This window comes from Neobacillus cucumis (genome assembly GCF_002860255.1).
GTDB lineage: Bacteria > Bacillota > Bacilli > Bacillales > Cytobacillaceae > Neobacillus > Neobacillus cucumis_A.
Window position 1 is genome coordinate 45,909 of sequence record NZ_PGVE01000069.1, and the last position, 26,250, is coordinate 72,158.

Here is a 26,250-nt window from a genome sequence, read left to right on the forward strand (position 1 = left end):
CGTGGTATTTTTATCGCTTTTTTTAGTCCTCGAGCTGGAAAGTATGAGTAAAATGAGATTTACCGTTTTCATCCTGGATTTCAACTACCGCCTGTTTTTTTGCAGGATCCACTTTAAAAACACCAAAGTTGAAGAAGTTACCTTCTGCGTATAATTTCTCAGGACCAAAGGTAGGATCCAAGGTTCCTGGATTAATTTTTACAGCGCCAATTGGGCCACTGATTAGTTCGTTATAATCGGTTTTTCCGTCATGGTTGGCATCATATTTGATGACTTCTGCAAAATGGACATCAGTGGTTACGAAAAAGACGTTTTTAATTCCTTTTTCAATGATAAAATCAGAGATTTTTTTGAATTCATTCTCATAGCCTGTTGGGTCATTTGGATTTACATTGTCCCCATTTGCCCATCCATCTCTAGCCATGGCTTTTCCCGTTGGCACAGAGATTGGCACAGAAGTCGCTACTAGTTTTACTTTTGCATCAGATTCGAGAAGCTGTTGTTGCAGCCATTTTAACTGTTCATCACCTAGCATCTGTTTATCCGGACCATCTGCCTGGGTGTTTGGTGAGCGGTAGCCGCGGTTGTTAAGGATAATCATATCCATGGTATTGCCCCAAGAATACTTATGATATAGCTTATCTGAGGAACTGCGCTCACTTGAAATCGGCCAATAGTCCTCAAACGCTCTTAAACCGGTTGGAGTGAGTTCCTGAGATGGACCTGAAAAGTCATTGGTTACTTCATGGTCATCCCAAATGGCGAAAGTCCCTGTTTTTTGTAAAAGGCTGCGCAAGCCTGTGTCTGTACGGTTTTCTTTATATTTCGCCCAGAAATCCTGCACTGTCTTAGAAGGAGGGTTTGGCACAGCAGGTGTTTTATTATCTGCATAAATCGTGTCACCGCTAAACAGGAAGAAATCTGGATTTAAAGCTGACATTGCTTTGAAAGATTTATAGGGGGGAATCTCTCCCTGGCCGCCAGTATCACCGCCCCATACCATAGTTAATGGCTTTAAGCTTTTTTCCTCTGGTGCGGTTTTAAATGAACCGTTGACCGTATATTTGCTAGAAAGAGCGTGTGCCCGGTAATAATAGGTTGTATCGGCCTTTAGACCGTTTACTTCTACATTTACTGTATAATCATGCTTTTCATCAGCATGACTTGTTTTGACGATTGTAGCGTTTTTGAAATTATTATCAGTAGATATTTCAAATTGAACTCCTGCTTCTCCATTCGTACGAGCCCATAAGATAGCTGAAGAGTCGGTAACGTCACCGCTGGCCACCCCATGTGAAATAAATGGCTTTTTGAGTAAATCGTCTAATTGGTCAGGATTATTAGTGAATTCACCATCGACACCAAGAGAGAGCAAGTTTACCATATCGTCTTCAGAATTTACCGTCCAAGGATGAACGAGAAGATGATTTTGATGAGCGGCCTCCATGAGTTTTGGAACAACAAGCTCCTTACTAGGACCAACACCAGAAGCATAGTCTGAGATTCGCAGCATTTCCTGATACACATCTTTGCCTGCCAGCATGCCTCCTGTATAAAGCTGAATCAGCTTGACTTTAGGAGCGAGAGTTTTTAACTTTCGAAGGCTATCCTCGCTAAATGATTCAAGAAAAAGTTTGTCGCTATCAAGGACATTGGTTCTTTTTAAGATCTCGATGACTTTCTCTTCCATTCCCGGATAAACATTCGGTGCTTTTGTTTCCATGTAAAGACCGACTTTTCCGTTTCCATGTTGTTTAACAAATTCGATCGCTTCCTCAAGGGTTGGGACGTGTTGTCCTATGTATTCTTTTTTAGCTTTGTCCGGGTAAGCTTTATTAAACCATGAGCCTGCATCGAGCCGCTTGATTTCCTCCAGCGTAAAATCCTTCACGCGCCAAGGAGCCCGGTTTGGATAGAGTTCTTTTGCATTGGTTGTTCTTGCTAAGGTTTCATCATGCATAGCAATCAATTGGCCATCCTTAGTCATTTGTAAATCAAATTCTACATAATCCGCCTTCATCGTCATCGCCTGCTTATAGGCTGCAAGTGTATGTTCCGGCCCGTAAGCAGATGCTCCGCGATGGGCGATTACTGCTACATCAGGGGTGAGTGGACGTAAGGTAGATTGTCCATTATCAGTAGCTGTCGTTTGAATAGGATGGGCCAATACGGCCAAAGGTGCTGCTGAAGTAATCGAAAAGGACAGACAAGCAAGACCAGCAATTAAACTTTTTTTCATTTCACGTTCATCTCCTATAGCTTTATGTATATTCAACAATAAAGCTATAGGAGAATTGTAAAGTGGTAATGAAAAGAATATTAATCTTCTGTAAAAGGGTCAAAAACAGTTCTATTTACCTATCAAATCAGCTTTTAATGCCATTCGATATGGGAGTTTGGTTTGGTTGTTACTAGATAAATAGTAAGTAAAAAAAGCATTAGATAAGCGATTAAAGGGTTCAGTTTTGAGGTGCATCTCCTAAAATACGTACCGAATGACAGTCGTATTGGCATGGTTATTGGTATATAAAAATAAAACTTGCTATAGTTGGCGAGTTTCTCTTGGAATTTTGAGATAAAACTCACTCCTTTTTAAACTAGATCTCTTGTCCTTAATGGAGTACTCAGCAAAAATAAAATAAGCGGAGATTTTCCGGTTAGATACAGAATGGAGCTCGGTTCGGGGTAAATAAGGGGAGGTTTTCCGATTATGCGAAGTAAATTCACTCAATTTCACGTTTTTCGAGTAAATAGACGGAATATCTCCGTCTATTTAAGCTTTTTTTATTAATAATTACTAATTAAGCGAAATTTATCCGTCTATTTATCAGCTCGGGTGCTTCACCCGACCCCCAGCCGATAAATCCCGACCCTCTTGATCCTAGATGCCTAGATGCGGGATTCAGCAGCTTTTTATCGACCAGCTTATAAAGATCAATAAAATGGTACTCAAAACGGAACTGCAAATGACAAAAGTTTTGACCCTCTTTTATAATTGTACAATACTTATTGTCCATTTATAAAAATGATGTCAATTCTTGTGTTTTTTAATAAGAAAGCATCCGAAAACGGAACCCTTAATTAAGCTATAACAGCTTTTTTAGAAAAAACTATTGAATAATTATTTGTTTCTTGCTACAATAAATTTCGTTGTCAAAGAAAATAGTTCGTTTGACAAGTAATCTTTGCTATGATATAGTTACTAAAGTAAAAATTGAATACTAATTTTGAGAAAAGAAGAAGCACCCGCTTCTCACCTGATTTGACGCGTCTTTTAGCAGTTGGCAGGTTTACGTGAACTTTTTGTTTATTTACTTATGTTTCGTAAAGTGTGGGTGTATTCATCCGCACTTTTTTGTTTGTACTTAAGAAATAGCACTTTTTAAAACGTATTTCATGCCTGTCACAACTAGGGTGTCAAACAATAAGGTGATCTTATTCTTGTCCTCAGACGTTGTATTCATGATAAAACCTTGGAGGTGGCTAATTATTAGCAAAGACATGTTGTTAAATGAGGGCATCCGTGCTCGTGAAGTTCGTTTAATTGACCAGAATGGCGAGCAATTGGGGATTAAATCCAAATTCGATGCATTGGAAATTGCCGGACGAGTAAATCTTGATTTGGTACTTGTAGCACCAAATGCAAAGCCTCCGGTAGCCCGGATTATGGACTATGGCAAATTTAAATTCGAGCAGCAGAAGAAAGAAAAAGAAGCTCGTAAAAATCAAAAAATCATCACCACTAAAGAAGTTCGTCTAAGCCCAACGATTGATGAGCATGACTTTAATACAAAGTTACGTAATGCCATTAAGTTCTTGGAAAAAGGCGACAAGGTAAAAGCATCAATCCGATTTAAGGGCCGGGCGATTACCCATAAAGAAATCGGTCAACGTGTGTTAGACCGTTTTTCCGAAGCGTGCAAGGAAGTTGCAACCATCGAATCACATCCAAAAATGGATGGACGCAGCATGTTCCTAGTTTTAGCACCTAAAAACGATAAGTAATAAGGAGGACAATCATAATGCCAAAAATGAAAACTCACCGCGGCGCTGCAAAGCGTTTTAAGAAAACTGGTTCTGGTCAACTAAAGCGTGACCATGCTTATACAAGCCACTTATTCGCTAACAAATCTACAAAAGCAAAGCGTAAACTTCGCAAAGGAACTCTTGTTTCTAAAGGCGATTTCAAACGCATTCGTCAACTATTAACTTACGTAAAATAATTATAAGTGATCGATTTATTATAGGAGGGAAATTTAATGCCACGTGTAAAAGGCGGTACTGTTACCCGCAAACGTCGTAAAAGAGTTCTTAAATTAGCTAAAGGTTATTTCGGTTCAAAACATACATTATATAAAGTTGCTAACCAACAGGTTATGAAATCATTACAATATGCTTTCCGTGACCGTCGTCAGGTTAAGCGTGATTTCCGTAAACTTTGGATTACACGTATCAACGCAGCAGCTCGTATGAACGGTCTTTCTTACAGCCGTTTAATGCACGGTTTAAAGCTTGCTGGTATCGAAGTAAACCGCAAAATGCTTTCTGAACTTGCGATTAGCGATGCAAACGCATTTGCTGAATTAGCAAACGTAGCTAAGCAACAATACAACAAGTAATTTATAAATGCCATTCTCTTCGTGAGGATGGCTTTTTCTATAAAAGGGGATATTGGGAATGAAATTATTCTTAATCGCTGTTATCATCATGAATATAGCCGGGCTTTACATAATGGGAGAGGATAAAAAGCGTGCCATCAAGCACCAATATAGAATTAGTGAAAAGACACTCTGGATGGTAGCCATCTTGGGAGGGGCAATCGGTACAACGGCAGGAATGCGAATCTTCCGTCACAAAACAAAGCATGTTTCTTTTAAGCTGGGTTTTCCGCTTCTTGCCATCCTAGAATTAGTGGTCTTTTTTAAATTAATGATGTAAAAAGCCGCATAGAATGCGGCTAATTTTGTAAAAGTTCCTTCACTGGACTTTTCCAATTAATTTCAGCATTCGGATATTTCTCAAGTATTTTTTTAGATAAAAATAAGAAGTCATCTTTTACAAGCCCTTTGAGTGCTACAGTATTATCGGGGGAGAGTAAGATTGTTACAACATCAATGCTATTATTTTTTGTACCCATATATTTTTCTCCAATAAACACCGCGCCTTTATAAGTTAAGAAAAAATTCTTTCTAATATCTTCGTCATCAAGAAGTAAAAAGCGTCTATGTTTACGAGCGGTTTCAAGTTTTCGTGACGAATTGAAAAAGGATTTGACTCCGAGGTAAAAGATGAAAATAATCAAGAATAACAATACAAACCGCAGCAACCAAATCATGGCTAAGCCCCCTACCACTACACTGTTTTACTTTTTTATACGGTTGAGCAAAACAGAAGTTTCACAAATTAAGTTTTGATATTATTTTTTAAGAAGGAGAGCTGGTTATGGAATTAAAAAAACTGTTTGAAATGCAAAAAGCATTGGATGCGCATATTGAAGAAAAACATGGGCTAGAGAAGGAGGACTTATTTGACAGAAAGGTTCTTGCTTTGTTGGTTGAAATCGGTGAATTGGCAAATGAAACGCGATGCTTTAAGTTTTGGAGTGTGAAACCTTCTTCATCCAAAGAAGTGGTATTAGAGGAGTTTGTGGATGGAATTCATTTTATCCTGTCGCTTGGGATTGAGTGTGGGTTTGACCAAGAAACGCTTAACCTGAATACGGTGCAATCCTCCCGAAATGTGACGGAGCAGTTTCTAGCTATTTATGAATCGATTAGTCATTTTCAAAAAAGTAAAGCATTGGAAAATTATCTAAAATTATTTGAGTCCTATTTAATGCTGTCAATATTATTAGGGTTTGCAGAAGATGAAATTGTGAAGGCATATTTTGAAAAAAACGAAGTAAATTATCAAAGACAGCAAAATAACTATTAGCAGAAAATTTGTAGCTTGGCAGTTTCGTTTTGTATAATAATGGTTGTACATACAATTAGGGGGCTTAAGCATGGCGAAATTAGACGAAACATTAACAATGTTAAAGGACCTAACCGATGCCAAAGGAATTCCTGGCAATGAGCGTGAAGTCCGCGAAGTAATGAAGAAATACATAGCTCCATATGCTGATGAAATCACGCATGACGGACTTGGCAGTTTAATTGCCAAAAAAGTGGGGAAAGAGGGCGGCCCAAAGATCATGGTTGCGGGCCACTTGGATGAAGTTGGTTTTATGATCACGCAGATTGATGATAAAGGCTTCCTTCGTTTTCAAACAGTTGGCGGCTGGTGGGGACAGGTCATGCTGGCACAGCGCGTGACAATCGTAACGAGAAAAGGTGAGGTAACAGGTATTATCGGTTCAAAACCGCCTCATGTTTTATCTGCAGAAGCTCGTAAGAAACCAATTGAAATTAAGGATATGTTCATCGATATTGGTGCTTCTAGCCGCGAAGAAGCAAAGGAGTGGGGCGTGCGTCCGGGTGACATGGTTGTCCCATATTTTGAATTTACTGTCATGAACAATGAGAAAATGTTATTAGCGAAAGCATGGGATAACCGAATTGGCTGTGCGATTGCAATTGATGTGCTAAGACAACTGAAAGACGTGGATCATCCAAATGTTGTTTATGGTGTGGGAGCGGTTCAAGAAGAGGTTGGATTACGCGGTGCAAAAACAGCTACTTATAAGATTCAACCAGATATCGGCTTTGCAGTTGACGTGGGCATTGCAGGTGATACGCCTGGAATCTCTGAAAGAGAAGCGATGAGTAAAATGGGTAAAGGCCCGCAAGTGGTAGTGTATGATGCTTCTATGGTGGCACATAAGGGATTGCGCGATTTTGTTACAGATACAGCAGATGAGTTGAATATTCCCTATCAATTTGAATCCATCCCTGGCGGTGGAACGGATGCTGGTTCGATCCATTTGACACATAATGGTGTACCTGCGCTCGCGATTACCATTGCTACTCGTTATATTCACTCACATGCAGCGATGCTTCATCGTGATGATTATGAAAATGCTGTTAAATTAATTGTTGAGGTTATTAAGCGTCTTGACCGTGAAGCAGTTGATAAAATTACGTTTGAATAGAATGGATAGTCCCTCGGTTTGCTTTTTAACCGAGGGATTTTTGGTATAAAAAAAGCCGCCAAATGGCAGCCCGGCATTTACTTTACCCCTTTTTCAAGGGTTGTAAGCATTTCTTTTTTTTCATCTTCGGATGAATTTTTCCAAATAACCTCAAATAATACTCCAAGTCCAGGAAGCATTTTTTCCTCCCCGTTTTGAATCGCATCAACAATGGTATCTTCTAATTGGTCTTGTGTATTACCGGAGACATTATGAAGAATTGCATTTCTTAGGTTTAAGTTCATGTTCCAAACCCTCCTTTTGTTAACCTTCATTCATTATTATGATTTCTAACTATTGGTTTTATTATGTATGGTATTTAGGATATAATGAGAAAATCATATGAGTATGTTAAAGGAGAACTGTTTTGAAACATATAGAATCTGTCAATAATCCTAAGGTAAAACAATGGAGAAAACTTTTAACCAAAAAAGAGCGGGATAAAACCGAGTCGTTTATAATAGAGGGATTTCATTTAGTCGAGGAAGCACTCAAGCAAGGTGAGCAGCTATTAGAAATTATCGTTTCAGATCAGGTAGGTCTGCCGCCGCGCTGGGATGTAAGTTCTACACCGGTTACTCTCGTTACAGAGGAAATCTCTAAATTATTAACTGAAACCGAAGCTCCTCAAGGAATTTATGCGATTTGCCGGGTACCAAGCAAGATGGGTGAAGCGTTGGCACAAGAGGGGAAGACATTCTTATTAATTGATGCTGTACAGGATCCAGGGAATCTTGGAACGATGATCCGTACTGCGGATGCAGCAGGAATTGATGCAGTTATCGTTGGACACGGAAGTGTTGATATCTATAACTCAAAGGTGTTACGATCGGCACAGGGAAGCCATTTTCACCTGCCTATCATTAGAGGCGATCTCCATGAATGGATCGAAAGGCTCCAAGGAAAAAATATCCCGGTTTATGGGACGGCGCTTGAGGGTGCATCCGAATATACGGATATTTCTAGTGGAGAGTCGTTTGCCCTTATCGTTGGAAATGAGGGGAATGGAGTAGCAAAGGATCTTCTTTCTAGTACGAATTCCAATCTGTACATTCCAATTTACGGAAAAAGCGAGTCGTTAAATGTAGCTGTTGCCACTGGAATTCTTCTCTATTTCTTAAAAAAATAGGCCGAATACGTTTGACCATCTGCTCAAAAACGTTATATAATAGTGAACAATTGAAAAATGTTAAAAACGATGATGGAGAAAAGTATCTAGTGATCGACCATTAAGGGAGAAAGTGCCGTGACTGCAAGCACTTTTATGGCTCAACACTTGAGAAGTTCACCTCCTGAGTTGGCACCGGGACCACAATAAAAAGCAATAGCTTGAGAATAGATTACTGTCCAGCTACAGCGCCCAGCCCCTCGAGGTCATAAGCCAATCACTACGGAAGGCAAAGTGCACGCCTTCCGTAGTGCTTGTCTTATGCTTGTCGGGGCTGACCAGGGCACTTCCGCTTTTCTGTGTAAAGGTGCACCGGCACAAGCCGTTATTTGAATGAAGCGAACACAATATTTTTATACATATGTGTTTACAAGGGTGGTACCGCGAATGATAAACCTCGTCCCTTTCCAGGGATGGGGTTTTTTTGTTTTTCATAGTTAAGGTAACTACCCTAAAGTGACCAAATACCATTAAGGAGGAATAGATGATATGCAAGAACGTTTAAAGGAATTGCAGCAAGAGGCTATTCAAAAAGTTGAACAGTCCGAGAGCTTAAAAGAATTGAATGACATCCGGGTTGCCTACCTAGGAAAAAAAGGACCAATTACAGAAGTACTGCGCGGAATGGGGAAGCTTTCTGCTGAAGAGCGGCCAGTCATGGGAGCACTTGTGAATGAAGTGCGTGAAACGATTGCTGCTAAAATTGAAGCAAAACAAAAAGACCTAGAAGAAGCAGCTGTGTTAGAAAAATTAGCATCTGAAAGCATCGATGTAACCCTCCCAGGCCGTCCGGTCAAAGTTGGGAACCACCATCCACTGACAAGAATCATTGAAGAAATTGAAGATTTGTTTATTGGAATGGGTTATCAAGTAGCTGAAGGCCCTGAGGTAGAGCAGGATTATTATAATTTTGAAGCTCTAAATTTACCAAAAGGCCACCCTGCCCGTGATATGCAGGATTCCTTCTATATTACAGAAGAAATCCTTCTTCGTACCCATACATCACCAGTCCAAGCGCGTACGATGGAAAAGCATGAAGGGAAAGGGCCTATTAAGATTATCTGCCCTGGTAAGGTTTACCGCCGCGATAATGATGATGCTACACACTCTCATCAATTCATGCAAATTGAAGGCCTAGTTGTCGGTGAAAACATTCGAATGAGTGATTTGAAAGGAACATTAGAGGTATTTGCGAAGAAAATGTTCGGTGAAGACCGTGAAATTCGTCTTAGACCAAGTTTCTTCCCATTTACAGAGCCTTCTGTTGAAATGGATATTTCATGTAAAATTTGCGGCGGACATGGCTGTAATGTGTGTAAACAAACTGGCTGGATTGAGATTCTAGGAGCAGGTATGGTTCATCCAAACGTTCTAGAAATGGCTGGTTATGATTCTAAAAAATACACTGGATTTGCTTTTGGAATGGGACCTGAGCGGATTGCAATGTTGAAATACGGTGTGGATGATATCCGTCATTTCTACACAAACGATGTACGATTCTTAAAACAGTTCTCAAAACACGAGTAGGGAGGAGACGGAGACATGTTCGTATCATATAAATGGCTGCAAGATTATATTGATTTAACAGGTGTAACAGCAGAGGAATTAGCTGAAAAAATTACTAAAAGCGGAATCGAAGTGGAAGGTGTAGAGGTTCTTAACGAAGGCATTAAAGGTGTGGTTGTCGGCCATGTTTTAGAACGTGAGCAGCATCCAAATGCTGATAAATTAAGCAAATGTCTTGTGGATATTGGTCAGGAACAGCCTGTTCAAATTATTTGCGGTGCACCGAATGTTGCTCAAGGCCAGAAGGTTGCCGTTGCTACGGTGGGTGCCTTACTTCCTGGTAATTTTAAAATTAAAAAGGCGAAGCTTCGCGGCGAAGAGTCTAATGGAATGATTTGTTCCCTTACTGAGCTTGGCATGGAAGGGAAAATTGTTCCAAAAGAATATTCTGAGGGAATCTTTGTTTTTCCTTCAGATGCTGAAGTGGGCTTAGATGCGTTAGAATTACTAAACCGCGACGATGAAGTGTTAGAACTTAGTTTAACACCAAACCGTGCAGACTGCTTAAGCATGCTAGGAGTTGCCTATGAAGTGGCAGCGATTCTTGGCAGAGAGGTTAAACTTCCAGAAACGGACCTTGAGCCGATTAACGAAAAGGCATCAGATTATGTAAAAATCAAGGTGGAAGCAAAAGAGGATAACCCTCTTTACGTTGCTAAGATCATTAAAAATGTAAAAATTGGACCTTCACCATTATGGATGCAAACTCGCTTAATGAATGCTGGTATTCGCCCGCACAACAACGTGGTCGATATTACTAACTATATCTTATTAGAATACGGCCAGCCGCTTCATGCGTTTGATTATGACCGTTTAAGTTCTAAGGAAATCCTTGTCCGCCGAGCAGTAGATGGAGAAAAATTTGTTACCCTTGATGATGCTGAACGGACGTTGACTTCAGACCATCTAGTTATTACGAATGGTACGGAGCCTGTCGCTTTAGCAGGTGTAATGGGCGGTGCAAATTCAGAGGTTACTTCAGATACAACGACTGTGTTATTAGAAGCAGCTTACTTCAATGGTCAGACAGTCCGTAAAGCATCGAAAGACCATGGTTTAAGAAGTGAAGCCAGCGCACGTTTCGAAAAAGGCGTGGATCCAAACCGTGTCCGTCCAGCCGGCGAACGCGCTGCCTACTTAATGGCAAAGTATGCTGGCGGTGAGGTGCTTGAGGGTACTTCAGAGGTAGATACACTAACTGTAGAGCCTGAAGTGGTATCAATCACACTAGAAAAAATTAATCGTGTCCTTGGTACAGACTTACAGATGAACGATGTAAAAGAAATTTTTGACCGTTTGCAATTCCAGGTAAGTGTCGAACAAGATACTATTACTGTTACGGCACCAACTCGCCGCGGAGATATTAGAATCGAAGAAGATTTAATAGAGGAAGTAGCTCGCCTTTATGGATATGACAACATTCCAAAAACTTTGCCAGTAGGATCAACAACTCCTGGTAAATTATCTGCGTATCAAAAGAAACGCCGTGTGGTTCGTCAGTATCTCGAAGGTGCAGGGTTATATCAGGCTGTAACATACTCGTTGACAAGTGCGGATAAAGCTTCACAATATGCCCTTGAAAAACGCGAGCCTATTCGTTTAGCGATGCCAATGAGTGAAGAACGAAGCGTGCTTCGTTTAAGCATCATGCCTCAAGTTTTGGAAGTATTAAAATACAATAGTGCCCGCCAAAATGACAGCTTGGCTGTTTATGAGACTGGTGCTGTATTCTTATCTAATGGAGAAGATGCCCTTCCCATTGAAATTGAGCATCTAGCAGGTGCTGTAACAGGTTTATGGCACAGCCATTCATGGCAAGCCGAGAAGAAGGCTGTTGACTTCTTCGTTGTTAAAGGGATTTTAGAAGGTATGTTTGCAAAGCTTGGCCTTGAAGATCGTGTACAATATGTGCAGTCTAAAGTAGAGGGGATGCACCCTGGCCGTACAGCAGAAATCCGTTTGGACGGAGTTAACGTCGGCTTTGTGGGCCAAGTCCACCCAACAGTACAAAAAGAACTTGATTTAAAAGATACCTATGTATTCGAACTCTCGTTACAAGCAGTTCTTCAAGAAGAAACTGCCCCATTACAATACAACAGCATCCCACGCTTCCCGACCATCACAAGAGACATTGCCCTTGTGGTAAACAGAGAAACGGTGTCAGGCACCTTAAAGGATATCATTCTAACAACTGGTGCACCGCTTCTGAAGGAAGCAGAGGTGTTCGATTTGTATGAGGGTGAAAGAATGGAAGAAGGCAAGAAGTCGATTGCTTTCTCATTAAAATATTTAGATCCTGAGCGTACTTTGACGGATGAAGAGGTAACAAAAGTACATGAGCGTGTGCTGGAAGCATTAAAAGAAAAGGCTGGCGCCGTTCTTCGCGGATAAAATAAAATGGCTGGTTCGAATCTAATTCGAGCCAGCTTTTTGTGTTTTTGCTGATAAAATGATTTTTTCGCTGATAAAACAATGAAAAGTGCTGATAAACATATAAAAACTGCTGATAAAAAATACGACAAACAAATTTCGATAAATTTCAGCAGGATTTTCCAGACTCCAATTAGAATCTATTATGTAAAACGAAAGGAGTGAGATTTATTGATAATAAAAGAGAGGAAAATTCCACTAGTTATACTTATTTTAGAGGCACTATGCCGACGTCTTTCCACTAACCATCCAAAATACAAAGAGATTCAAGAGGAGTTAGGAAGGAGGCGAGCCGGCTACCAAGGTGAAGTAGCATTTGACTACTATCTTAGGTACCTGCCTAAGGATAAATACATGATTCTCCACGATTTAAACCTTCCTGATGGTGAATATAACTGCCAAATCGATACCCTCCTCATATCACCAGAATACGCCCTAATTATTGAAGTGAAAAATATGACAGGTAAATTAATTTTTGATACAGAAAACGAACAGTTTATTCAAATTTATAATGAAAAGGAAAAAGGATATCCCTATCCAATTGCCCAGGCTGAAAGACACCAAGAATATTTAAGAAAGCTTTTAAAAACGAACAAATTTCCCGACATCCCTACTGAATATGTAGTAGTGATTAGTAATAGTTATGCCACTTATGCCGTTACTGGAAAAAATGCCTATAAAGTAAAACCGCGTGTAGGTAAAGCGGATGTTTTTCAAAGTAAAATCCAGTACTTTGAAGATCAATTTACGAAACCTGCCCTTGATTCTAAGGATCTCCGTAAGCTGTGCCGACGTCTTGTGAAAATGAATACGGTCCCCACAAACTATGTTTTAAGAAAATACGGAATCAACAAGTATGATTTATCCATCGGTGTTTTCTGTCCCCGCTGTAATCATTATCCGATCATTGAAAAAAGATCTAAATGGTTCTGTCCATCCTGCAATACTTATTCGAAAGATGCCCACATTAATGCTTTAATGGACTATTTTTTACTTATTGACACCCAAATAACGAATCAGCAATTTCGGGATTTTTGCCAGTTAACATCATCTCATACTTCAAAGAGATTTTTAGTATCGGCAAATCTAAGTTACGATCTAGGAACAAAAAAGGGGAGATCCTATTCTCCTAAGACCATCCCTTGGTAAAGTGCTGATAAGTTCTAATTTTCGCTGATATACGACTGAAAAGTGCCGATAAATATACGAAAAGTGCTGATAAATAACTAAAAACTGCTGATAAAAAATTTGAAACAAATTTTTAGACAGCAATCTCATGAAATGAATCACCCAATTAATCATGAACCCTATTTTTTTCGTAAATTTCATCATAAACCTTCGCCAACGCCACATCTAAATCCGTCAATCCTCCAGCATTCCAAGAGGTCAGCCTCAGCGTCACTAATTTATAATCAATTGCGATAAAGGGGTGATGATTCTTTTCCTCAGACAACTGTGCAATTTCATTTACAAATGCAACACCGCTTAAAAACTCTCGAAAACGATATTTTTTATCAATAAATTTACCGTCTAATTTCCATCCTGTTAATTCTGCCAAAGCTTGGTCGATCTCAGTTAAACTTAACTTATTTGCCACTCCAGTCCCCCCTAATTGCCGTTTACTATCACTCTATTCAACCAGTCTTCTGAAAACGACTTAGCTTCGTTTTTTATTTGCAATCGCCAAAGCCTTGTCGGTGTTCGCAAAGTGGAGTTTTACAAACGATGGAAGGCTATCCCGCCCTTTGCTCAAAATCAGCCTAGCCGCAGCCACATCTACCTGCGCCCCTGCCCCTTTTGGAATTTTAAATCCTGCCGCATCACTTAGCTTATCAATGTATTGAATAAACGCATAACGCGCTAAAATACTGGCGGCGGCAACAGCAATATGAATACCTTCTGCTTTCGTACTAAAATAAACATCCTTATTGGCAATAGCACTTTGTCCTTTCAGATGCTGAAAATAGGTTCCCGGCTGAACAAATTGGTCTATTAAAATCGCCTCTGGTCTCGAAGGGGCAATCTTCTCCAATACATTTAAAATCGCCTTGTTATGGAGCAATGCCTTCATTTTCCCTTGTGACATCCCCGACTGCTGTACCTGATTATACTTCTCATTTTTAAGCGTCATTAAGCTAAAAGGTATGACATCTTTAATCACTTTAGCAATTTCTACTATTTTTTCATCATTTAAATCCTTTGAATCTCTTACGCCTAATTCCTTTAATAGTGGAATATCTTCCTTTCTGACATAGGCAGCTACAACGGTAATCGGACCGAAAAAGTCCCCTGTACCTACTTCATCTGACCCGATAGCAGACATTCCTGAAATACCAGAGGGAAGATTCCCTTTAGGTGCTGATTTCCCCTTGGTAGCAGGAGTTTTGTTATTTGAAACAGCAGCACTGCTGTTCCCCCATTTTCCTGCCTCTTTTTCACAATCATTCCCTTGGAATAAAACCTTTCCGGACTTATACGCCGTAATCATACAAGCAGGGGTTTTCGCTGCAAACATTCCTCCAGGAATATTTTTATCTAAAAGTTGTTTTGCATAATAATTCTTCATTTCATTAATCTTTGACATTTCTAAAATAAGAACAACATTTCCCACTTAGGGCCACCACATTTCTTTGAATTTTTGAAAAAACGGAATCAATCAAGTCAGTCTTGCATTTTTAATTTGTTTGACTTTTCGTCTTATGTACGTTCGTGTTATAGTATAGAGTAGGATTCTGGAATGGAGGCTTTACGTTGTCAAATATTCAAAAACACAGAACAACCGTTGATATATTCGGCCAAGCATACGTCATAATGGGTACGGAAAGCCCAAGTCATATACGACTGGTGGCCTCGTTAGTTGACGACAAAATGCGTGAAATCAGTTTTAAGAATCCAACTCTTGACGTAAATAAACTAGCTGTTCTAACTGCTGTTAATGCAGTTAATGATTATATTAAAATCAAAGATCAGTTAGAGCGGCTGCAAGCGGAACTACAAAAAGAAAAGGACTAAAGATTATGTTAGGTTTAGCCATTATTATTTTTCTAATTATTGGATTCTTTGTTGGTCTTAAAAGGGGGTTTATCCTGCAGCTTGTTCATCTAACAGGTTTTATTATTGCATATGTGGCTGCTGCTTCCTACTACGAAGAACTTTCCACAAAGCTCATTTTATGGATTCCCTACCCAGACTTCGGGGATGGTACGGCATTAAAGATATTCTCAGACTCAACAGATATGGAGAGTGCCTTCTACCGCGCGATAGCCTTTGTGATCATCTTTTTTGCGGTAAAAATTCTTTTCCAAATTATCGGCTCGATGCTCGACTTTATTGCACATCTGCCGGTTTTAAGGCAGTTGAATGTTCTAGCTGGCGGCCTTTTAGGATTTTGTGAAGTCTATCTAATTATCTTTATTTTATTATATATTGCTGCCTTAATTCCAATCGAAGTAATTCAGGATCAATTGGATCATTCAAATTTGGCAAAGGCAATTGTGAACCACACCCCTATCCTTTCACAGCAAATTAAAAGCTTGTGGATTGAATATACTACAGCTTGAACTTCTCTGTAGCAGAGGAGTTTTTCTATTCATGCAAAAAGATAGGACATAATAAAAATGCTAAACCATAAGGCAGGTGTTTTTTATGGAGGTCAATAAAAAAGAATTAATTCGGTTATTAGAAACCATTGCGATTTATATGGAATTAAAAGGTGAAAACCCATTTAAAGTTTCAGCCTTCCGTAAAGCTGCGATTGCGCTTGAAACAGATGAACGTGTTTTAACGGAAATTGAAGACTTTACCGCCATTTCTGGGATTGGCAAAGGTACGGCCGCGGTGATCGATGAGTACATAAAAGAGGGGACATCAACCGTATTAAGTGAGCTGAAGGAAGAGGTTCCCGCTGGTTTAATCCCTCTGTTGCAGCTTCCAGGTTTGGGAGGGAAGAAAATTGCCAAGCTGTATAAAGAACTGGGAATTGAAGATGTCGATAGTTTAAAGGAAGCTTGTGAAGCAGGCAAAGTCCAAGGGCTTGCTGGGTTTGGCAAGAAAACGGAAGAAAAAATCTTGAGCGCAATTGCCAATGTAGGAACAAGGCCAGAGAGGCTTCCGCTTGCCTATATGCTCCCGGTTGCGGAGCAAATTGAGGATAAACTTGCAGAAATGCAGGATATCATTCGTTATTCTAGAGCGGGAAGCTTAAGAAGAATGCGGGAAACGATTAAGGATCTTGATTTTATTATTGCGACAAATGAACCCGAACTGGTACGAGAACACCTGCTTCAACTGCCTCGAATAAAGGAGGTCATTGGTGCGGGGGATACAAAGGTTTCCGTTGTTTTGGCCCTCGATTATGATGTCTCTGTTGATTTTCGTCTTGTAAAACCTGAGGAGTTCATCACAACGCTTCATCATTTTACAGGTTCAAAGGATCATAATGTCCGGATGCGTCAGCTGGCTAAAGACCGTGGAGAAAAGATTAGTGAATATGGAGTCGAAAATGTAGAAACAGGGGAAATTCTTACATTTTCATCGGAAGAGGAATTTTTTAAGCATTTCGATCTGCCATTTATTCCGCCTGAAATCAGGGAGGATGGAAGAGAAGTAGAGCAATTCTCTGCGGAAGACGAATTGATCGAACTTTCAGATATCAAAGGTGATCTGCATATGCACACCACCTGGAGCGACGGGGCTCACTCCATTGAACAAATGGTAGAAGCCTGCCGGGCTAGAGGATATCAATACTTGGCAATTACTGATCACTCTCAGTATCTAAAGGTAGCTAATGGGCTTTCACGTGAAAGATTGTTAAAGCAGAATGAAGAAATAAAAAAATTAAATCAACAATACGATGATATCTTAATCCTATCAGGCATCGAGATGGATATTTTACCAGATGGCACACTTGATTTTGATGATGAGCTATTAGCGGAAATGGATTTTGTGATTGCTTCGATTCATTCGGCGTTCACACAGCCAAGGGAAAAGATTATGGAGCGCCTAAAGACTGCGCTTGAAAATGCGCACGTTGATTTAATTGCCCATCCAACCGGCAGAAAAATTGGACGCAGAGAAGGCTATGATGTAGATGTTGATTTGTTGATTCAGCTGGCAAAAGAGACGAATACAGCATTGGAATTAAATGCGAACCCTAACAGGCTAGATTTATCAGCGGAATATTTGCGGAAAGCACAAGAACATGGCGTAAAGATTCTGATTAATACGGATGCTCACCAATTGGATACATTAAAGCATATGGAAATTGGTGTCGCGGCAGCTAAAAAAGGTTGGATTAAGAAATCTACGGTAATCAATGCTTTAGATAAATATGAATTACTTGAATATTTACATCATCGATAAGAAAAGCGTAAGTGCCTTGGTCAGGGGCGACAGGCATAAGACGAGCCGGCGAGAAGGCTGTTCTTTAGCCTTCTTGACGGATTGGCTTATGACCCCGAGCCCCTAGGCGCTGAAGCTGGACAATTCATAAAAAGGGGGGAAACTCCATGCACGAAAGAGCTTTAAAGGTTTTAGAATTTACGAAAATAAAGGAACAGCTCATCGGACATGCCTCTTCCTCACTTGGAAGAGATAAAATAAAAGAATTAGTACCGTCGACAGATTTTGAGGAGGTCGTTAGACTCCAAGCAGAAACCGATGAGGCATCAACGGTTATCCGGATAAAAGGGAATGTTCCTTTATCCGGGGTTCATGATATCCGTGCCCATATTAAACGTTCTGTTATTGGCGGTGTTTTGAGTGCTCATGAGCTGGTACAAATTGCAAGTACCATCCATGCCAGCCGTCAAATGAAGCGATTTATTGAGGAGCTGGCGGAAGAAAGAACAGAACTGCCAATTTTAATGGAACAAGTAGCGCAAATCATTCCGCTGACAAATCTAGAACATGAAATTAAACATGCCATTGACGAAAGCGGCGAGGTATTGGATAGTGCGAGCGACTTACTTCGCTCACTAAGACAGCAGCTTAGAGCAAATGAGTCCCGTATTCGTGAACGGTTAGAAAGTATGATTCGTTCTTCCAATGCAGCTAAAATGTTATCCGATGCGATTGTAACTATACGGAATGACCGCTTTGTAATACCGGTAAAACAAGAATACCGCGGCCATTATGGCGGTATTATTCATGACCAAAGTTCATCAGGACAAACCCTCTTTATTGAGCCTCAGGTCATTGTCCAATTAAATAATCAACTTCAAGATATTCGTGTCAAAGAGCAGCTAGAAATTGAACGAATCTTGACAGAGCTGTCAGCCAAAACGGCTGAATTTGAAAGTGAACTCAAGGTAATTGTTGATGTTTTAGCCAATTTAGATTTTATTTTTGCCAAAGCAAAGTACGGGAAAAAAATAAAAGCATCCATGCCAATGATGAACGATGAAGGAAGAATTGCCTTATATAAAGCACGTCATCCGTTAATTCCGATTGATGAAGTAGTAGCTAATGATATTATGTTAGGAAAAGACTATACAACGATTGTGATCACTGGTCCTAATACAGGTGGTAAAACCGTCACCTTAAAAACCCTGGGATTATGCTCTTTAATGGCTCAAGCAGGTCTGCAGGTACCTGCACAGGATGGATCGGAACTCGCGGTATTTGATGCCGTCTATGCAGATATTGGTGATGAGCAGTCGATTGAACAAAGCTTAAGTACTTTTTCCTCCCACATGGTTAATATTGTTGATATCTTAAACCGGGTGGATTTTAACAGCCTTGTCCTATTTGACGAACTTGGAGCTGGAACTGATCCACAGGAAGGTGCTGCTTTGGCCATCTCGATTTTAGATGAGGTTCATAAGCGCGGGGCAAGAGTTATTGCCACCACTCACTATCCGGAATTGAAGGCTTACGGCTATAACCGCGAAGGGGTATTAAATGCCAGTGTGGAATTTGATGTTGAGTCATTGAGTCCGACCTATAAATTATTATTGGGAGTTCCTGGCCGAAGTAATGCCTTCGAAATTTCCAAACGGCTTGGGCTAAATGAACGGGTTATTGAATCTGCTCGCTCGCATGTAAGTGAAGACACGAATCAAATTGATAAAATGATTGCTTCCCTTGAGGCGAGTAAGCGTCAGGCTGAGCGTGAGCAACAAGAGGCGCGCGACTTTTTAAAGCAGGCTGAAAAGCTTCATCGAGATTTACAAAAACAAATGATGGAGTTTTACGATCAAAAAGATTCCATGCTTGAAAAAGCAGCTGAACAGGCTTCTGATATTGTGGATGAAGCAAAACAAGAGGCAGAAAAGGTTATCCGTGACTTGCGTAAAATGAGAACAGAGAAACATGCAGAAATAAAAGAACACGAGCTTATTGACGCTAAAAAACGACTTGAACAAGCAGCACCGGAAATTAAGAAATCCTCTAAACTCATCAACAAGCAAGGAAAAAAACATACCTTTATGCCAGGTGATGAGGTGAAGGTTTTAACTTTTGATCAAAGAGGAACTCTTGTGGACCGTGTTTCAGACAATGAATGGCAAGTTCAGATTGGAATTTTGAAAATGAAAGTCAAAGAGAAGGATATGGAGTATTTGAGTACGCCAAAACAGGTTGAGACTAAACCAATGGCGATCGTACAAGGACGAGATACACTAGTTAAGATGGAATTGGATCTTCGGGGTGAGAGATACGAGGATGCCTTGATGAAGGTAGAAAAATATATTGATGATGCCCTTCTGTCAAATTACCCACGTGTTTCGATCATTCATGGTAAAGGGACAGGAGCATTAAGACAGGGTGTACAAGAATATCTAAAAAACCATCGTTCCGTTAAGAAAATCCGCTTTGGGGAAGCCGGAGAGGGTGGTACAGGGGTAACCATCGTCGAATTTAAATAATATTCGGGGGATACGTGATGGACCAGTTTTGGCAGAATAGGTATATTCAAATTGCTGCATATTACAGCGTTGTAATTTTATGTTTGGTAGTCTTTTTGGCTATTTTTGAACTGGTGACCAAATATAAAAATTGGGAAGAAATTAAGAGAGGGAACTTGGCGGTGGCAATGGCAACCGGTGGAAAGATATTGGGTTTGGCCAATATTTTTCGTGCGTCAGTTCAGGAAAACAATTCTTTACTTGAGATGATGGGCTGGGGTGTGTATGGGTTTGTCCTGCTGCTTGCCGGTTATTTTATCTTTGAATTCTTAACGCCAAAGTTTAAGATCGATGAGGAAATTCAAAATGATAACAGAGCTGTAGGTTTGATGTCGCTTATTATCTCAATTGGGTTGTCTTCTGTGATTGGAGCAGGAATTTCGTAAGGGGAGAAATAACAGTGGAGACATTAGCTAAGGTACTGCTGGGATTGTGTGGTTTATTTTTACTTATAGGCATTATCTATATGGTGTTTTTTGCATAATATAAATCATCGCTGAAGTCATTTGGCGATGATTTTTTATTTTGCGGATTAACGAAGGTATTCTCCCATGAGAAACGAAAGTCTCATTGTCTGCAAGGAATTGCTGTACTATAATAGAAGAGAGTTTAGAATTTTTATAATTTAGATAAAAAAGGGAGGTTTTATTTTGGAGTCAAAACCATGGTTGGACCTTTATCCAAAGGAAATTCCCGCTACACTTGAATACTCAAGAGAACCTGTTCAAGAATACCTGGAACATGCCGCCAGAAAGTTTCCGGATAGAACAGCGATTCATTTTATGGGTAAAGAAATGCCGTACAAACAACTATATGAAGAAGCTCTCTGTGTTGCCAGTTACCTGCAGCAATCCCTGAGTATACAAAAAGATGACCGGGTTGCCATCATGCTTCCTAATTGTCCACAAGCCGTGATTAGCTATTTCGGAATATTAATGGCCGGAGGAATTGTCGTTCAAACGAATCCTTTATATACCGAACGTGAGCTTGAGTACCAAATGAAAGACTCAGGAGCAATAGCAATCATCACCCTAGACATCCTCTACCCAAGAGTCACAAAAGTCATGCCGCAGACTAATTTACAACATATAGTTGTAACCGCTATCAAAGACTACTTACCATTTCCTAAAAATCTCATCTATCCCTTCATCCAGAAAAAGCAATATGGGATTGTTGTAAAGGTTACACATGAAGGGAACTCCCATTTGCTCAGCGAAATAATCCAAGCAAACTCCAAAGAAATCATACAGCATGAGGTTAATCCTTATGAAGATATTGCTTTATTACAATATACTGGAGGTACGACAGGCTTCCCGAAAGGTGTTATGCTGACCCACAAAAATTTGATAGCCAATACCTGCATGAGTGAGGCTTGGCTATATAAATGTAAACCAGGGGAAGAATCTATTTTAGGAATATTGCCCTTCTTTCATGTCTACGGAATGACTACAGTTATGATATTATCCATTAAAATGGCATGTAAAATGATTCTTTTACCTAAATTCGATGCTTTAACAACATTAAAAACGATACACAAACAGCGGCCCACCCTTTTTCCTGGCGCGCCAACCATCTATATTGGCTTATTAAATCATCCGGATTTGAAAAAATATGATCTTTCTTCCATAGACTCATGTATCAGCGGATCTGCGCCGCTTCCAGTTGAAATTCAACAGAAATTTGAAGAAATAACTGGCGGGAAACTGGTAGAAGGCTATGGCTTGTCCGAGGCATCGCCTGTAACACATTCCAACTTTTTATGGGATGTGCCAAGGGTCAAGGGCAGTATTGGCGTTCCATATCCTGATACAGAGGCAATGGTGTTATCAGTTGAAACAGGTGAACCAATGCCTGTAGGTGAAATTGGTGAAATTGTAATTAAAGGCCCCCAAATAATGAGGGGATACTGGAATCGTCCAAGGGAAACAGAGGAAGTATTAAAGGACGGATGGCTTTATACCGGAGACCTTGGTTATATGGATGAAAAGGGATATTTTTATATTGTTGACCGTAAAAAAGATATGATCATAGCTGGTGGTTTTAATATTTATCCTAGAGAAATTGAAGAAGTGCTATATGAGCATCCGGATGTAGTAGAGGCCGTTGCAGCAGGTGTTCCTGATCCATATCGGGGGGAGACCGTTAAGGCTTATATTGTCTTAAAGGATGGTTCCACCGTCACAGCAGAAGAGATGAATACATTTGCCAGAAAATACTTGGCTTCTTACAAAGCACCCCGGCTTTATGAATTTAGAAAGGAATTACCGAAAACAGCCATTGGTAAAATATTAAGAAGAACGCTTGTGGAAGAGGAAAAACAAAAATTAGAGGAAGAAAGAAAAAAACAAGCCTAATCATATTTTTTTTGAGATGCAGGGCTTGTCAACCTATTGTATCTCCTATTAGGATAAAGTTAGGAGTTTTCCTTGACAGAAGCCAATTTAAAATCTATTATAAAAATATGAATGAACAATCATTCATATTTTTATATTTAATCGGAAGAATACAGGAAAGACAACTTCAAGAGGGTGGATTAATTGAAAAAGAACAAACCGAAATATATGCAAATTATAGATGCAGCGGTCGTAGTGATTGCTGAAAATGGATACCATCAAGCACAGGTTTCAAAAATTGCGAAACAAGCAGGAGTAGCAGATGGAACCATCTATCTATATTTTAAAAACAAAGAAGACATCCTTATCTCTCTCTTTGAAGAAAAAATGGGCGAATTCGTTGAAAAAATAGAAGGAAAAATAGCAGGAAAAGTGACGGCAGAAGAGAAGTTATTAATGATGATTGAAACCCATTTCCAACTCCTGTCGGATGATCACCATATGGCTATTGTTACCCAGTTAGAGTTACGTCAATCCAACAAAGAATTACGCTTAAGAATTAATGCGGTTCTTAAAGGATATTTACAGGTGATTGATAAAATCCTTTTGGAAGGTAAAGAAACAGGGGAGTTTTCAAGCAGCCTTGATGTTCGTCTAGCCCGACAAATGATTTTTGGGACGATTGATGAGACGGTTACATCATGGGTGATGAACGAGGAGAAGTATGATTTAATGGCCTTGGCCTCTCCAGTCCATCGACTATTGATCAATGGCTGTGGGAAGAGGTAAGGAACTTGAAAAGGGGGAGTTGCATTGGAATACTTAAAATGGTCATATCAGGACCGGATTGCTTCGATTACCATCGAGCGTCCGCCTGCAAACGCTCTTTCATCCGGCTTATTAAGAGAACTGTCAGCAGTACTTGATGAAATCGAGCCAAACCGTGAAATTGGTGTTATTGTCATTCATGGCGAAGGCCGATTTTTCTCAGCGGGAGCCGATATTAAGGAATTTACGACTGTGACTTCTTCAGAAGGATTTGCAAACCTTGGTAAATATGGACAGGATCTATTCGACCGAATGGAAAAATTTCCAAAGCCTATTATCGCAGCCATCCATGGTGCCGCACTTGGCGGGGGACTTGAACTAGCGATGGCATGTCATATCCGCTATGTAAGTGAAAATGCTAAACTGGGTCTTCCAGAACTGCAGCTTGGTTTAATCCCTGGATTTGCAGGAACACAGCGGTTGCCTAAATATGTTGGAGTCGCTCGTGCTGCGGAAATGCTGTTCACCTCTGAACCTATTACGGGTCTTGAAGCGGTTCAATTTGGTTTAGCTAATCGTGCTTTCCCTGAAAGCCAACTATTAGATGAAACATATAAGCTGGCGGGCAAGATTGCAAAGAAAAGCCCGGGCTCTATACGTGCTGCCATCGAATTACTTAACTATGCAAAAACGAAAGAATTTTATGAAGGAACTAAAAGGGAAGCAGAATTATTTGGAGAAGTATTTGTATCCAATGATGCAAAAGAAGGGATTCAGGCTTTTCTTGAAAAAAGAGAGCCGAACTTTAAAGGGGCATAACTTTTTACGGCAGACACGCTGTTGTAAAGTTTAATAATTTTTTTTGCCAAAAATTTTCTCAATCTTTCGAACTACCTCAATGTTTGAAATTTACCTAGGAGGGAAACCATGAACATTTATGTATTAATGAAAAGAACCTTTGATACGGAAGAGAAGATTACCATTTCAGGCGGAAAAATCAACGAAGATGGGGCAGAGTTCATTATCAATCCCTATGACGAATACGCTATTGAAGAAGCCATTCAAGTACGTGATGCCAATGGCGGTGAAGTAACGGTTATTTCAGTAGGCAATGAGGAATCTGAAAAGCAATTACGTACTGCCCTTGCAATGGGAGCCGACAAAGCCGTTCTCATTAATATCGAAGATGATGTAGAAGATGGAGACCAATTTACGACAGCCAGAGTCCTAGCCGAATACTTAAAAGATAAAGCTGCTGATTTAATTTTAGGAGGCAATGTTGCCATTGATGGCGGTTCAGGCCAAGTGGGTCCTCGTGTGGCAGAGCTGCTTAATATCCCATACGTTACTACGATTACAAAGTTAGAAATTGACGGAACCAACGTAACGGTCACTCGTGATGTTGAAGGAGACTCTGAAGTGATTGAAACCAGCCTGCCGCTATTGGTTACAGCACAGCAAGGCCTTAACGAGCCGCGTTACCCTTCCTTACCAGGTATCATGAAAGCAAAGAAAAAACCGCTCGAAGAACTAGAGTTAGATGATCTTGAACTTGACGAAGATGATGTGGAAGCTAAAACAAAAACAATTGAAATTTATTTGCCTCCTAAGAAAGAAGCAGGAAAAGTTTTAACCGGCGATTTAAATGACCAGGTGAAAGAACTAGTTCATCTTCTTCATACGGAAGCGAAAGTAATCTAATCCATTCACATAAAAATTGTTTTTCAGGAGGGTAATAGAATGTCAAGAAAAGTATTGGTACTAAGTGAAGTTCGTGACGGATCATTACGTAATGTTTCTTTCGAAGCCATTTCTGCAGCTAGAACTGTAGCAGAGGGTGGAGAAGTTGTTGGGGTTTTAGTTGGGGAATCTGTAAGCGCTTTAGGTTCCGAACTGATCCAGAATGGAGCAGACCGCGTAGTTGTCGTAGAGAACGAGAAATTAAAACAATATACCTCTGACGGTTTTGCCCAGGCTCTATTAGCTGTTGTAGAACAAGAAAAACCAGAAGGATTAGTTTTAGGGCATACGGCATTAGGAAAAGACCTGGCACCAAGAATCGCTGGAAAGCTTTCTTCAGGTCTCATTTCTGACGCTACAGCTGTTGAAGCGGCAGGCGGAAACATTGTGTTTACAAGACCTATTTATTCCGGTAAGGCATTTGAAAAGAAAATTGTGACAGATGGTTTGATTTTTGCAACTGTACGCCCTAATAATATTACTCCATTAGGAAAGGATGAAAGCAGAACAGGTGAAGTCTCTTCATTGTCTGTGGACATTAAAGACCTTCGTGCCATTATCAAAGAGGTAGTAAGAAAGGCAGCAGAAGGAGTAGATTTAAGTGAAGCGAAAGTCGTTATTTCCGGCGGCCGTGGTGTGAAGAGTGCAGACGGTTTTGCACCATTGAAGGAATTAGCCCAAGTATTAGGAGGAGCAGTCGGTGCTTCTCGTGGTGCGTGTGATGCTGATTATTGTGACTACTCCCTGCAAATTGGTCAAACTGGAAAGGTTGTTACACCAGACCTTTATATTGCCTGCGGTATTTCAGGTGCCATTCAACACTTAGCAGGAATGTCCAACTCCAAGGTCATTGTCGCAATTAACAAAGACCCTGAGGCTAATATTTTCAAAGTGGCGGACTATGGTATTGTCGGTGATCTATTCGAAGTCGTACCATTATTAACAGAAGAATTCAAAAAACTAAAAGTCCACTCTTAAACACAGAAATAAACACGCGTGAGTGATCATTGAAAGCCTCGCAACCGTGTTTACAGGTTCACAAGCAGGTCAATATAAAAAGCGGGTGGAGTTTCTGCTCGCTTTTTATCATGTTCAATCATAGAATACTTACAGTAAAAAAGGGAAAATTATTTGTTGAAACATATTATTAGCATGATATGACAAACAAATGTTATACTTTCCGTAGTATTTCAGTATTTTAAGGAGGTCAAT

General features: G+C 40.1%; 26 protein-coding genes and 1 other annotated feature. Of the genes, 20 read left to right on the top strand and 6 right to left on the bottom strand.

The genetic code is table 11. The features are described 5' to 3' along the window. Positions 1-22: 22 nt before the first annotated feature. Together CVD27_RS18720 and CVD27_RS28530 are read right to left on the bottom strand one after the other, a co-directional pair. Positions 23-2,239, bottom strand: coding sequence for a glycerophosphodiester phosphodiesterase family protein (locus CVD27_RS18720; RefSeq protein ID WP_101649424.1), 2,217 nt, complete (start codon positions 2,237-2,239; stop codon positions 23-25). A gap of 562 nt (positions 2,240-2,801) precedes the next feature. Continuing rightward, positions 2,802-2,966, bottom strand: a complete 165-nt coding sequence (locus tag CVD27_RS28530) for a hypothetical protein (RefSeq protein WP_219621321.1) — start codon at positions 2,964-2,966, stop codon at positions 2,802-2,804. 262 nt (positions 2,967-3,228) lie between these two features. Further along, positions 3,229-3,363: a sequence feature (ribosomal protein L20 leader region), on the top strand. A 138-nt stretch (positions 3,364-3,501) separates the two neighbouring features. Between CVD27_RS28530 and infC the strand changes: the two genes are divergently transcribed. Genes infC through CVD27_RS18740 form a run of 4 tightly spaced genes read left to right on the top strand, consistent with a single transcriptional unit; the run spans position 3,502 to position 4,938 of the window. Next, on the top strand, positions 3,502-4,005 hold the full coding sequence (gene infC, locus CVD27_RS18725) for a translation initiation factor IF-3 (RefSeq protein ID WP_142384115.1): 504 nt from the start codon (positions 3,502-3,504) through the stop codon (positions 4,003-4,005). Positions 4,006-4,022: 17 nt separating this feature from the next. Next, complete coding sequence (rpmI, locus tag CVD27_RS18730) at positions 4,023-4,223, top strand: 50S ribosomal protein L35 (protein ID WP_101649425.1); 201 nt, start codon at positions 4,023-4,025, stop codon at positions 4,221-4,223. A gap of 36 nt (positions 4,224-4,259) precedes the next feature. Beyond that, positions 4,260-4,619, top strand: a complete 360-nt coding sequence (gene rplT, locus CVD27_RS18735; RefSeq protein ID WP_101649426.1) for a 50S ribosomal protein L20 — start codon at positions 4,260-4,262, stop codon at positions 4,617-4,619. A gap of 58 nt (positions 4,620-4,677) precedes the next feature. Continuing rightward, on the top strand, positions 4,678-4,938 hold the full coding sequence (locus CVD27_RS18740) for a DUF1294 domain-containing protein (protein ID WP_101649427.1): 261 nt from the start codon (positions 4,678-4,680) through the stop codon (positions 4,936-4,938). A gap of 19 nt (positions 4,939-4,957) precedes the next feature. Here the strand turns inward: CVD27_RS18740 and CVD27_RS18745 are convergent, their stop codons facing one another. Further along, positions 4,958-5,335, bottom strand: a complete 378-nt coding sequence (locus tag CVD27_RS18745; RefSeq protein WP_101649428.1) for a sigma-w pathway protein ysdB — start codon at positions 5,333-5,335, stop codon at positions 4,958-4,960. A 107-nt stretch (positions 5,336-5,442) separates the two neighbouring features. On the opposite strand from CVD27_RS18745, the gene CVD27_RS18750 reads away from it, so the two are divergent. Beyond that, complete coding sequence (locus CVD27_RS18750) at positions 5,443-5,934, top strand: dUTP diphosphatase (protein ID WP_101649429.1); 492 nt, start codon at positions 5,443-5,445, stop codon at positions 5,932-5,934. A 70-nt stretch (positions 5,935-6,004) separates the two neighbouring features. Beyond that, on the top strand, positions 6,005-7,090 hold the full coding sequence (locus CVD27_RS18755; protein WP_101649430.1) for a M42 family metallopeptidase: 1,086 nt from the start codon (positions 6,005-6,007) through the stop codon (positions 7,088-7,090). A gap of 77 nt (positions 7,091-7,167) precedes the next feature. On the opposite strand, the gene sspI is transcribed toward CVD27_RS18755, so the two are convergent. Beyond that, complete coding sequence (gene sspI / locus CVD27_RS18760; protein WP_101649431.1) at positions 7,168-7,374, bottom strand: small acid-soluble spore protein SspI; 207 nt, start codon at positions 7,372-7,374, stop codon at positions 7,168-7,170. Between the two features lie 122 nt (positions 7,375-7,496). Here sspI and CVD27_RS18765 point away from each other — a divergent pair, with 122 nt between their 5' ends. The 4 genes from CVD27_RS18765 to CVD27_RS18780 all read left to right on the top strand — a co-directional run bounded on the left by CVD27_RS18765 (position 7,497) and on the right by CVD27_RS18780 (position 13,442). Then, positions 7,497-8,258: a TrmH family RNA methyltransferase gene (locus tag CVD27_RS18765; protein WP_101649432.1), complete on the top strand. Its 762-nt coding sequence runs from the start codon at positions 7,497-7,499 to the stop codon at positions 8,256-8,258. Between the two features lie 528 nt (positions 8,259-8,786). After that, complete coding sequence (gene pheS, locus CVD27_RS18770) at positions 8,787-9,824, top strand: phenylalanine--tRNA ligase subunit alpha (protein WP_101649433.1); 1,038 nt, start codon at positions 8,787-8,789, stop codon at positions 9,822-9,824. A 15-nt stretch (positions 9,825-9,839) separates the two neighbouring features. Continuing rightward, the gene (gene pheT, locus CVD27_RS18775) at positions 9,840-12,254 is read left to right on the top strand and encodes a phenylalanine--tRNA ligase subunit beta (RefSeq protein WP_101649434.1); all 2,415 of its coding nucleotides are present in this window, start codon (positions 9,840-9,842) and stop codon (positions 12,252-12,254) included. 210 nt (positions 12,255-12,464) lie between these two features. After that, positions 12,465-13,442 carry a nuclease-related domain-containing protein gene (locus tag CVD27_RS18780; protein ID WP_101649435.1) on the top strand — a complete coding sequence of 326 codons (978 nt, stop codon included), beginning with the start codon at positions 12,465-12,467 and terminating at the stop codon, positions 13,440-13,442. 145 nt (positions 13,443-13,587) lie between these two features. On the opposite strand, the gene CVD27_RS18785 is transcribed toward CVD27_RS18780, so the two are convergent. Then, on the bottom strand, positions 13,588-13,890 hold the full coding sequence (locus CVD27_RS18785; RefSeq protein ID WP_101649436.1) for a 4a-hydroxytetrahydrobiopterin dehydratase: 303 nt from the start codon (positions 13,888-13,890) through the stop codon (positions 13,588-13,590). 60 nt (positions 13,891-13,950) lie between these two features. After that, positions 13,951-14,904: a ribonuclease HIII gene (rnhC, locus tag CVD27_RS18790; protein WP_101649437.1), complete on the bottom strand. Its 954-nt coding sequence runs from the start codon at positions 14,902-14,904 to the stop codon at positions 13,951-13,953. Positions 14,905-15,044: 140 nt separating this feature from the next. Between rnhC and zapA the strand changes: the two genes are divergently transcribed. From zapA to CVD27_RS18840, 10 genes are all read left to right on the top strand, one after another. After that, a complete protein-coding gene (zapA, locus tag CVD27_RS18795) occupies positions 15,045-15,305 on the top strand; it encodes a cell division protein ZapA (RefSeq protein WP_101649438.1) in 261 nt (86 codons plus the stop codon). A gap of 5 nt (positions 15,306-15,310) precedes the next feature. Further along, positions 15,311-15,853: a CvpA family protein gene (locus CVD27_RS18800; RefSeq protein WP_101649439.1), complete on the top strand. Its 543-nt coding sequence runs from the start codon at positions 15,311-15,313 to the stop codon at positions 15,851-15,853. An 85-nt stretch (positions 15,854-15,938) separates the two neighbouring features. Continuing rightward, positions 15,939-17,654, top strand: a complete 1,716-nt coding sequence (polX, locus tag CVD27_RS18805; RefSeq protein ID WP_101649440.1) for a DNA polymerase/3'-5' exonuclease PolX — start codon at positions 15,939-15,941, stop codon at positions 17,652-17,654. A 146-nt stretch (positions 17,655-17,800) separates the two neighbouring features. Further along, positions 17,801-20,158 carry an endonuclease MutS2 gene (locus CVD27_RS18810; protein WP_101649441.1) on the top strand — a complete coding sequence of 786 codons (2,358 nt, stop codon included), beginning with the start codon at positions 17,801-17,803 and terminating at the stop codon, positions 20,156-20,158. Positions 20,159-20,175: 17 nt separating this feature from the next. After that, positions 20,176-20,583 (top strand): DUF350 domain-containing protein, encoded by a 408-nt coding sequence (locus CVD27_RS18815; RefSeq protein ID WP_101649442.1) that lies wholly within the window; start codon positions 20,176-20,178, stop codon positions 20,581-20,583. A 261-nt stretch (positions 20,584-20,844) separates the two neighbouring features. Continuing rightward, a complete protein-coding gene (locus CVD27_RS18820) occupies positions 20,845-22,551 on the top strand; it encodes an AMP-binding protein (protein ID WP_101649443.1) in 1,707 nt (568 codons plus the stop codon). Between the two features lie 183 nt (positions 22,552-22,734). Further along, complete coding sequence (locus CVD27_RS18825) at positions 22,735-23,319, top strand: TetR/AcrR family transcriptional regulator (RefSeq protein WP_101649444.1); 585 nt, start codon at positions 22,735-22,737, stop codon at positions 23,317-23,319. A 24-nt stretch (positions 23,320-23,343) separates the two neighbouring features. Further along, positions 23,344-24,117, top strand: coding sequence for an enoyl-CoA hydratase (locus CVD27_RS18830; RefSeq protein ID WP_101649445.1), 774 nt, complete (start codon positions 23,344-23,346; stop codon positions 24,115-24,117). A 108-nt stretch (positions 24,118-24,225) separates the two neighbouring features. Beyond that, positions 24,226-24,999, top strand: a complete 774-nt coding sequence (locus CVD27_RS18835) for an electron transfer flavoprotein subunit beta/FixA family protein (RefSeq protein WP_101649446.1) — start codon at positions 24,226-24,228, stop codon at positions 24,997-24,999. Positions 25,000-25,038: 39 nt separating this feature from the next. Beyond that, positions 25,039-26,016: an electron transfer flavoprotein subunit alpha/FixB family protein gene (locus tag CVD27_RS18840; protein ID WP_101649447.1), complete on the top strand. Its 978-nt coding sequence runs from the start codon at positions 25,039-25,041 to the stop codon at positions 26,014-26,016. The last annotated feature ends 234 nt before the right edge of the window (positions 26,017-26,250 follow it).

Excerpts from the sequence above, each read along its gene's own strand:
- CVD27_RS18810 (WP_101649441.1), top strand. The coding sequence starts at position 17,801 with ATGCACGAAAGAGCTTTAAAGGTTTTAGAATTTACGAAAATAAAGGAA.
- polX (WP_101649440.1), top strand. The coding sequence starts at position 15,939 with ATGGAGGTCAATAAAAAAGAATTAATTCGGTTATTAGAAACCATTGCG.
- CVD27_RS18800 (WP_101649439.1), top strand. The coding sequence starts at position 15,311 with ATGTTAGGTTTAGCCATTATTATTTTTCTAATTATTGGATTCTTTGTT.
- CVD27_RS18835 (WP_101649446.1), top strand. The coding sequence starts at position 24,226 with ATGAACATTTATGTATTAATGAAAAGAACCTTTGATACGGAAGAGAAG.
- CVD27_RS18745 (WP_101649428.1), bottom strand. The coding sequence starts at position 5,335 with ATGATTTGGTTGCTGCGGTTTGTATTGTTATTCTTGATTATTTTCATC.
- CVD27_RS18815 (WP_101649442.1), top strand. The coding sequence starts at position 20,176 with ATGGACCAGTTTTGGCAGAATAGGTATATTCAAATTGCTGCATATTAC.
- rplT (WP_101649426.1), top strand. The coding sequence starts at position 4,260 with ATGCCACGTGTAAAAGGCGGTACTGTTACCCGCAAACGTCGTAAAAGA.
- rpmI (WP_101649425.1), top strand. The coding sequence starts at position 4,023 with ATGCCAAAAATGAAAACTCACCGCGGCGCTGCAAAGCGTTTTAAGAAA.
- CVD27_RS18750 (WP_101649429.1), top strand. The coding sequence starts at position 5,443 with ATGGAATTAAAAAAACTGTTTGAAATGCAAAAAGCATTGGATGCGCAT.
- pheS (WP_101649433.1), top strand. The coding sequence starts at position 8,787 with ATGCAAGAACGTTTAAAGGAATTGCAGCAAGAGGCTATTCAAAAAGTT.
- CVD27_RS18720 (WP_101649424.1), bottom strand. The coding sequence starts at position 2,239 with ATGAAAAAAAGTTTAATTGCTGGTCTTGCTTGTCTGTCCTTTTCGATT.
- infC (WP_142384115.1), top strand. The coding sequence starts at position 3,502 with ATGTTGTTAAATGAGGGCATCCGTGCTCGTGAAGTTCGTTTAATTGAC.
- CVD27_RS18755 (WP_101649430.1), top strand. The coding sequence starts at position 6,005 with ATGGCGAAATTAGACGAAACATTAACAATGTTAAAGGACCTAACCGAT.
- CVD27_RS18740 (WP_101649427.1), top strand. The coding sequence starts at position 4,678 with ATGAAATTATTCTTAATCGCTGTTATCATCATGAATATAGCCGGGCTT.
- CVD27_RS18840 (WP_101649447.1), top strand. The coding sequence starts at position 25,039 with ATGTCAAGAAAAGTATTGGTACTAAGTGAAGTTCGTGACGGATCATTA.
- pheT (WP_101649434.1), top strand. The coding sequence starts at position 9,840 with ATGTTCGTATCATATAAATGGCTGCAAGATTATATTGATTTAACAGGT.
- sspI (WP_101649431.1), bottom strand. The coding sequence starts at position 7,374 with ATGAACTTAAACCTAAGAAATGCAATTCTTCATAATGTCTCCGGTAAT.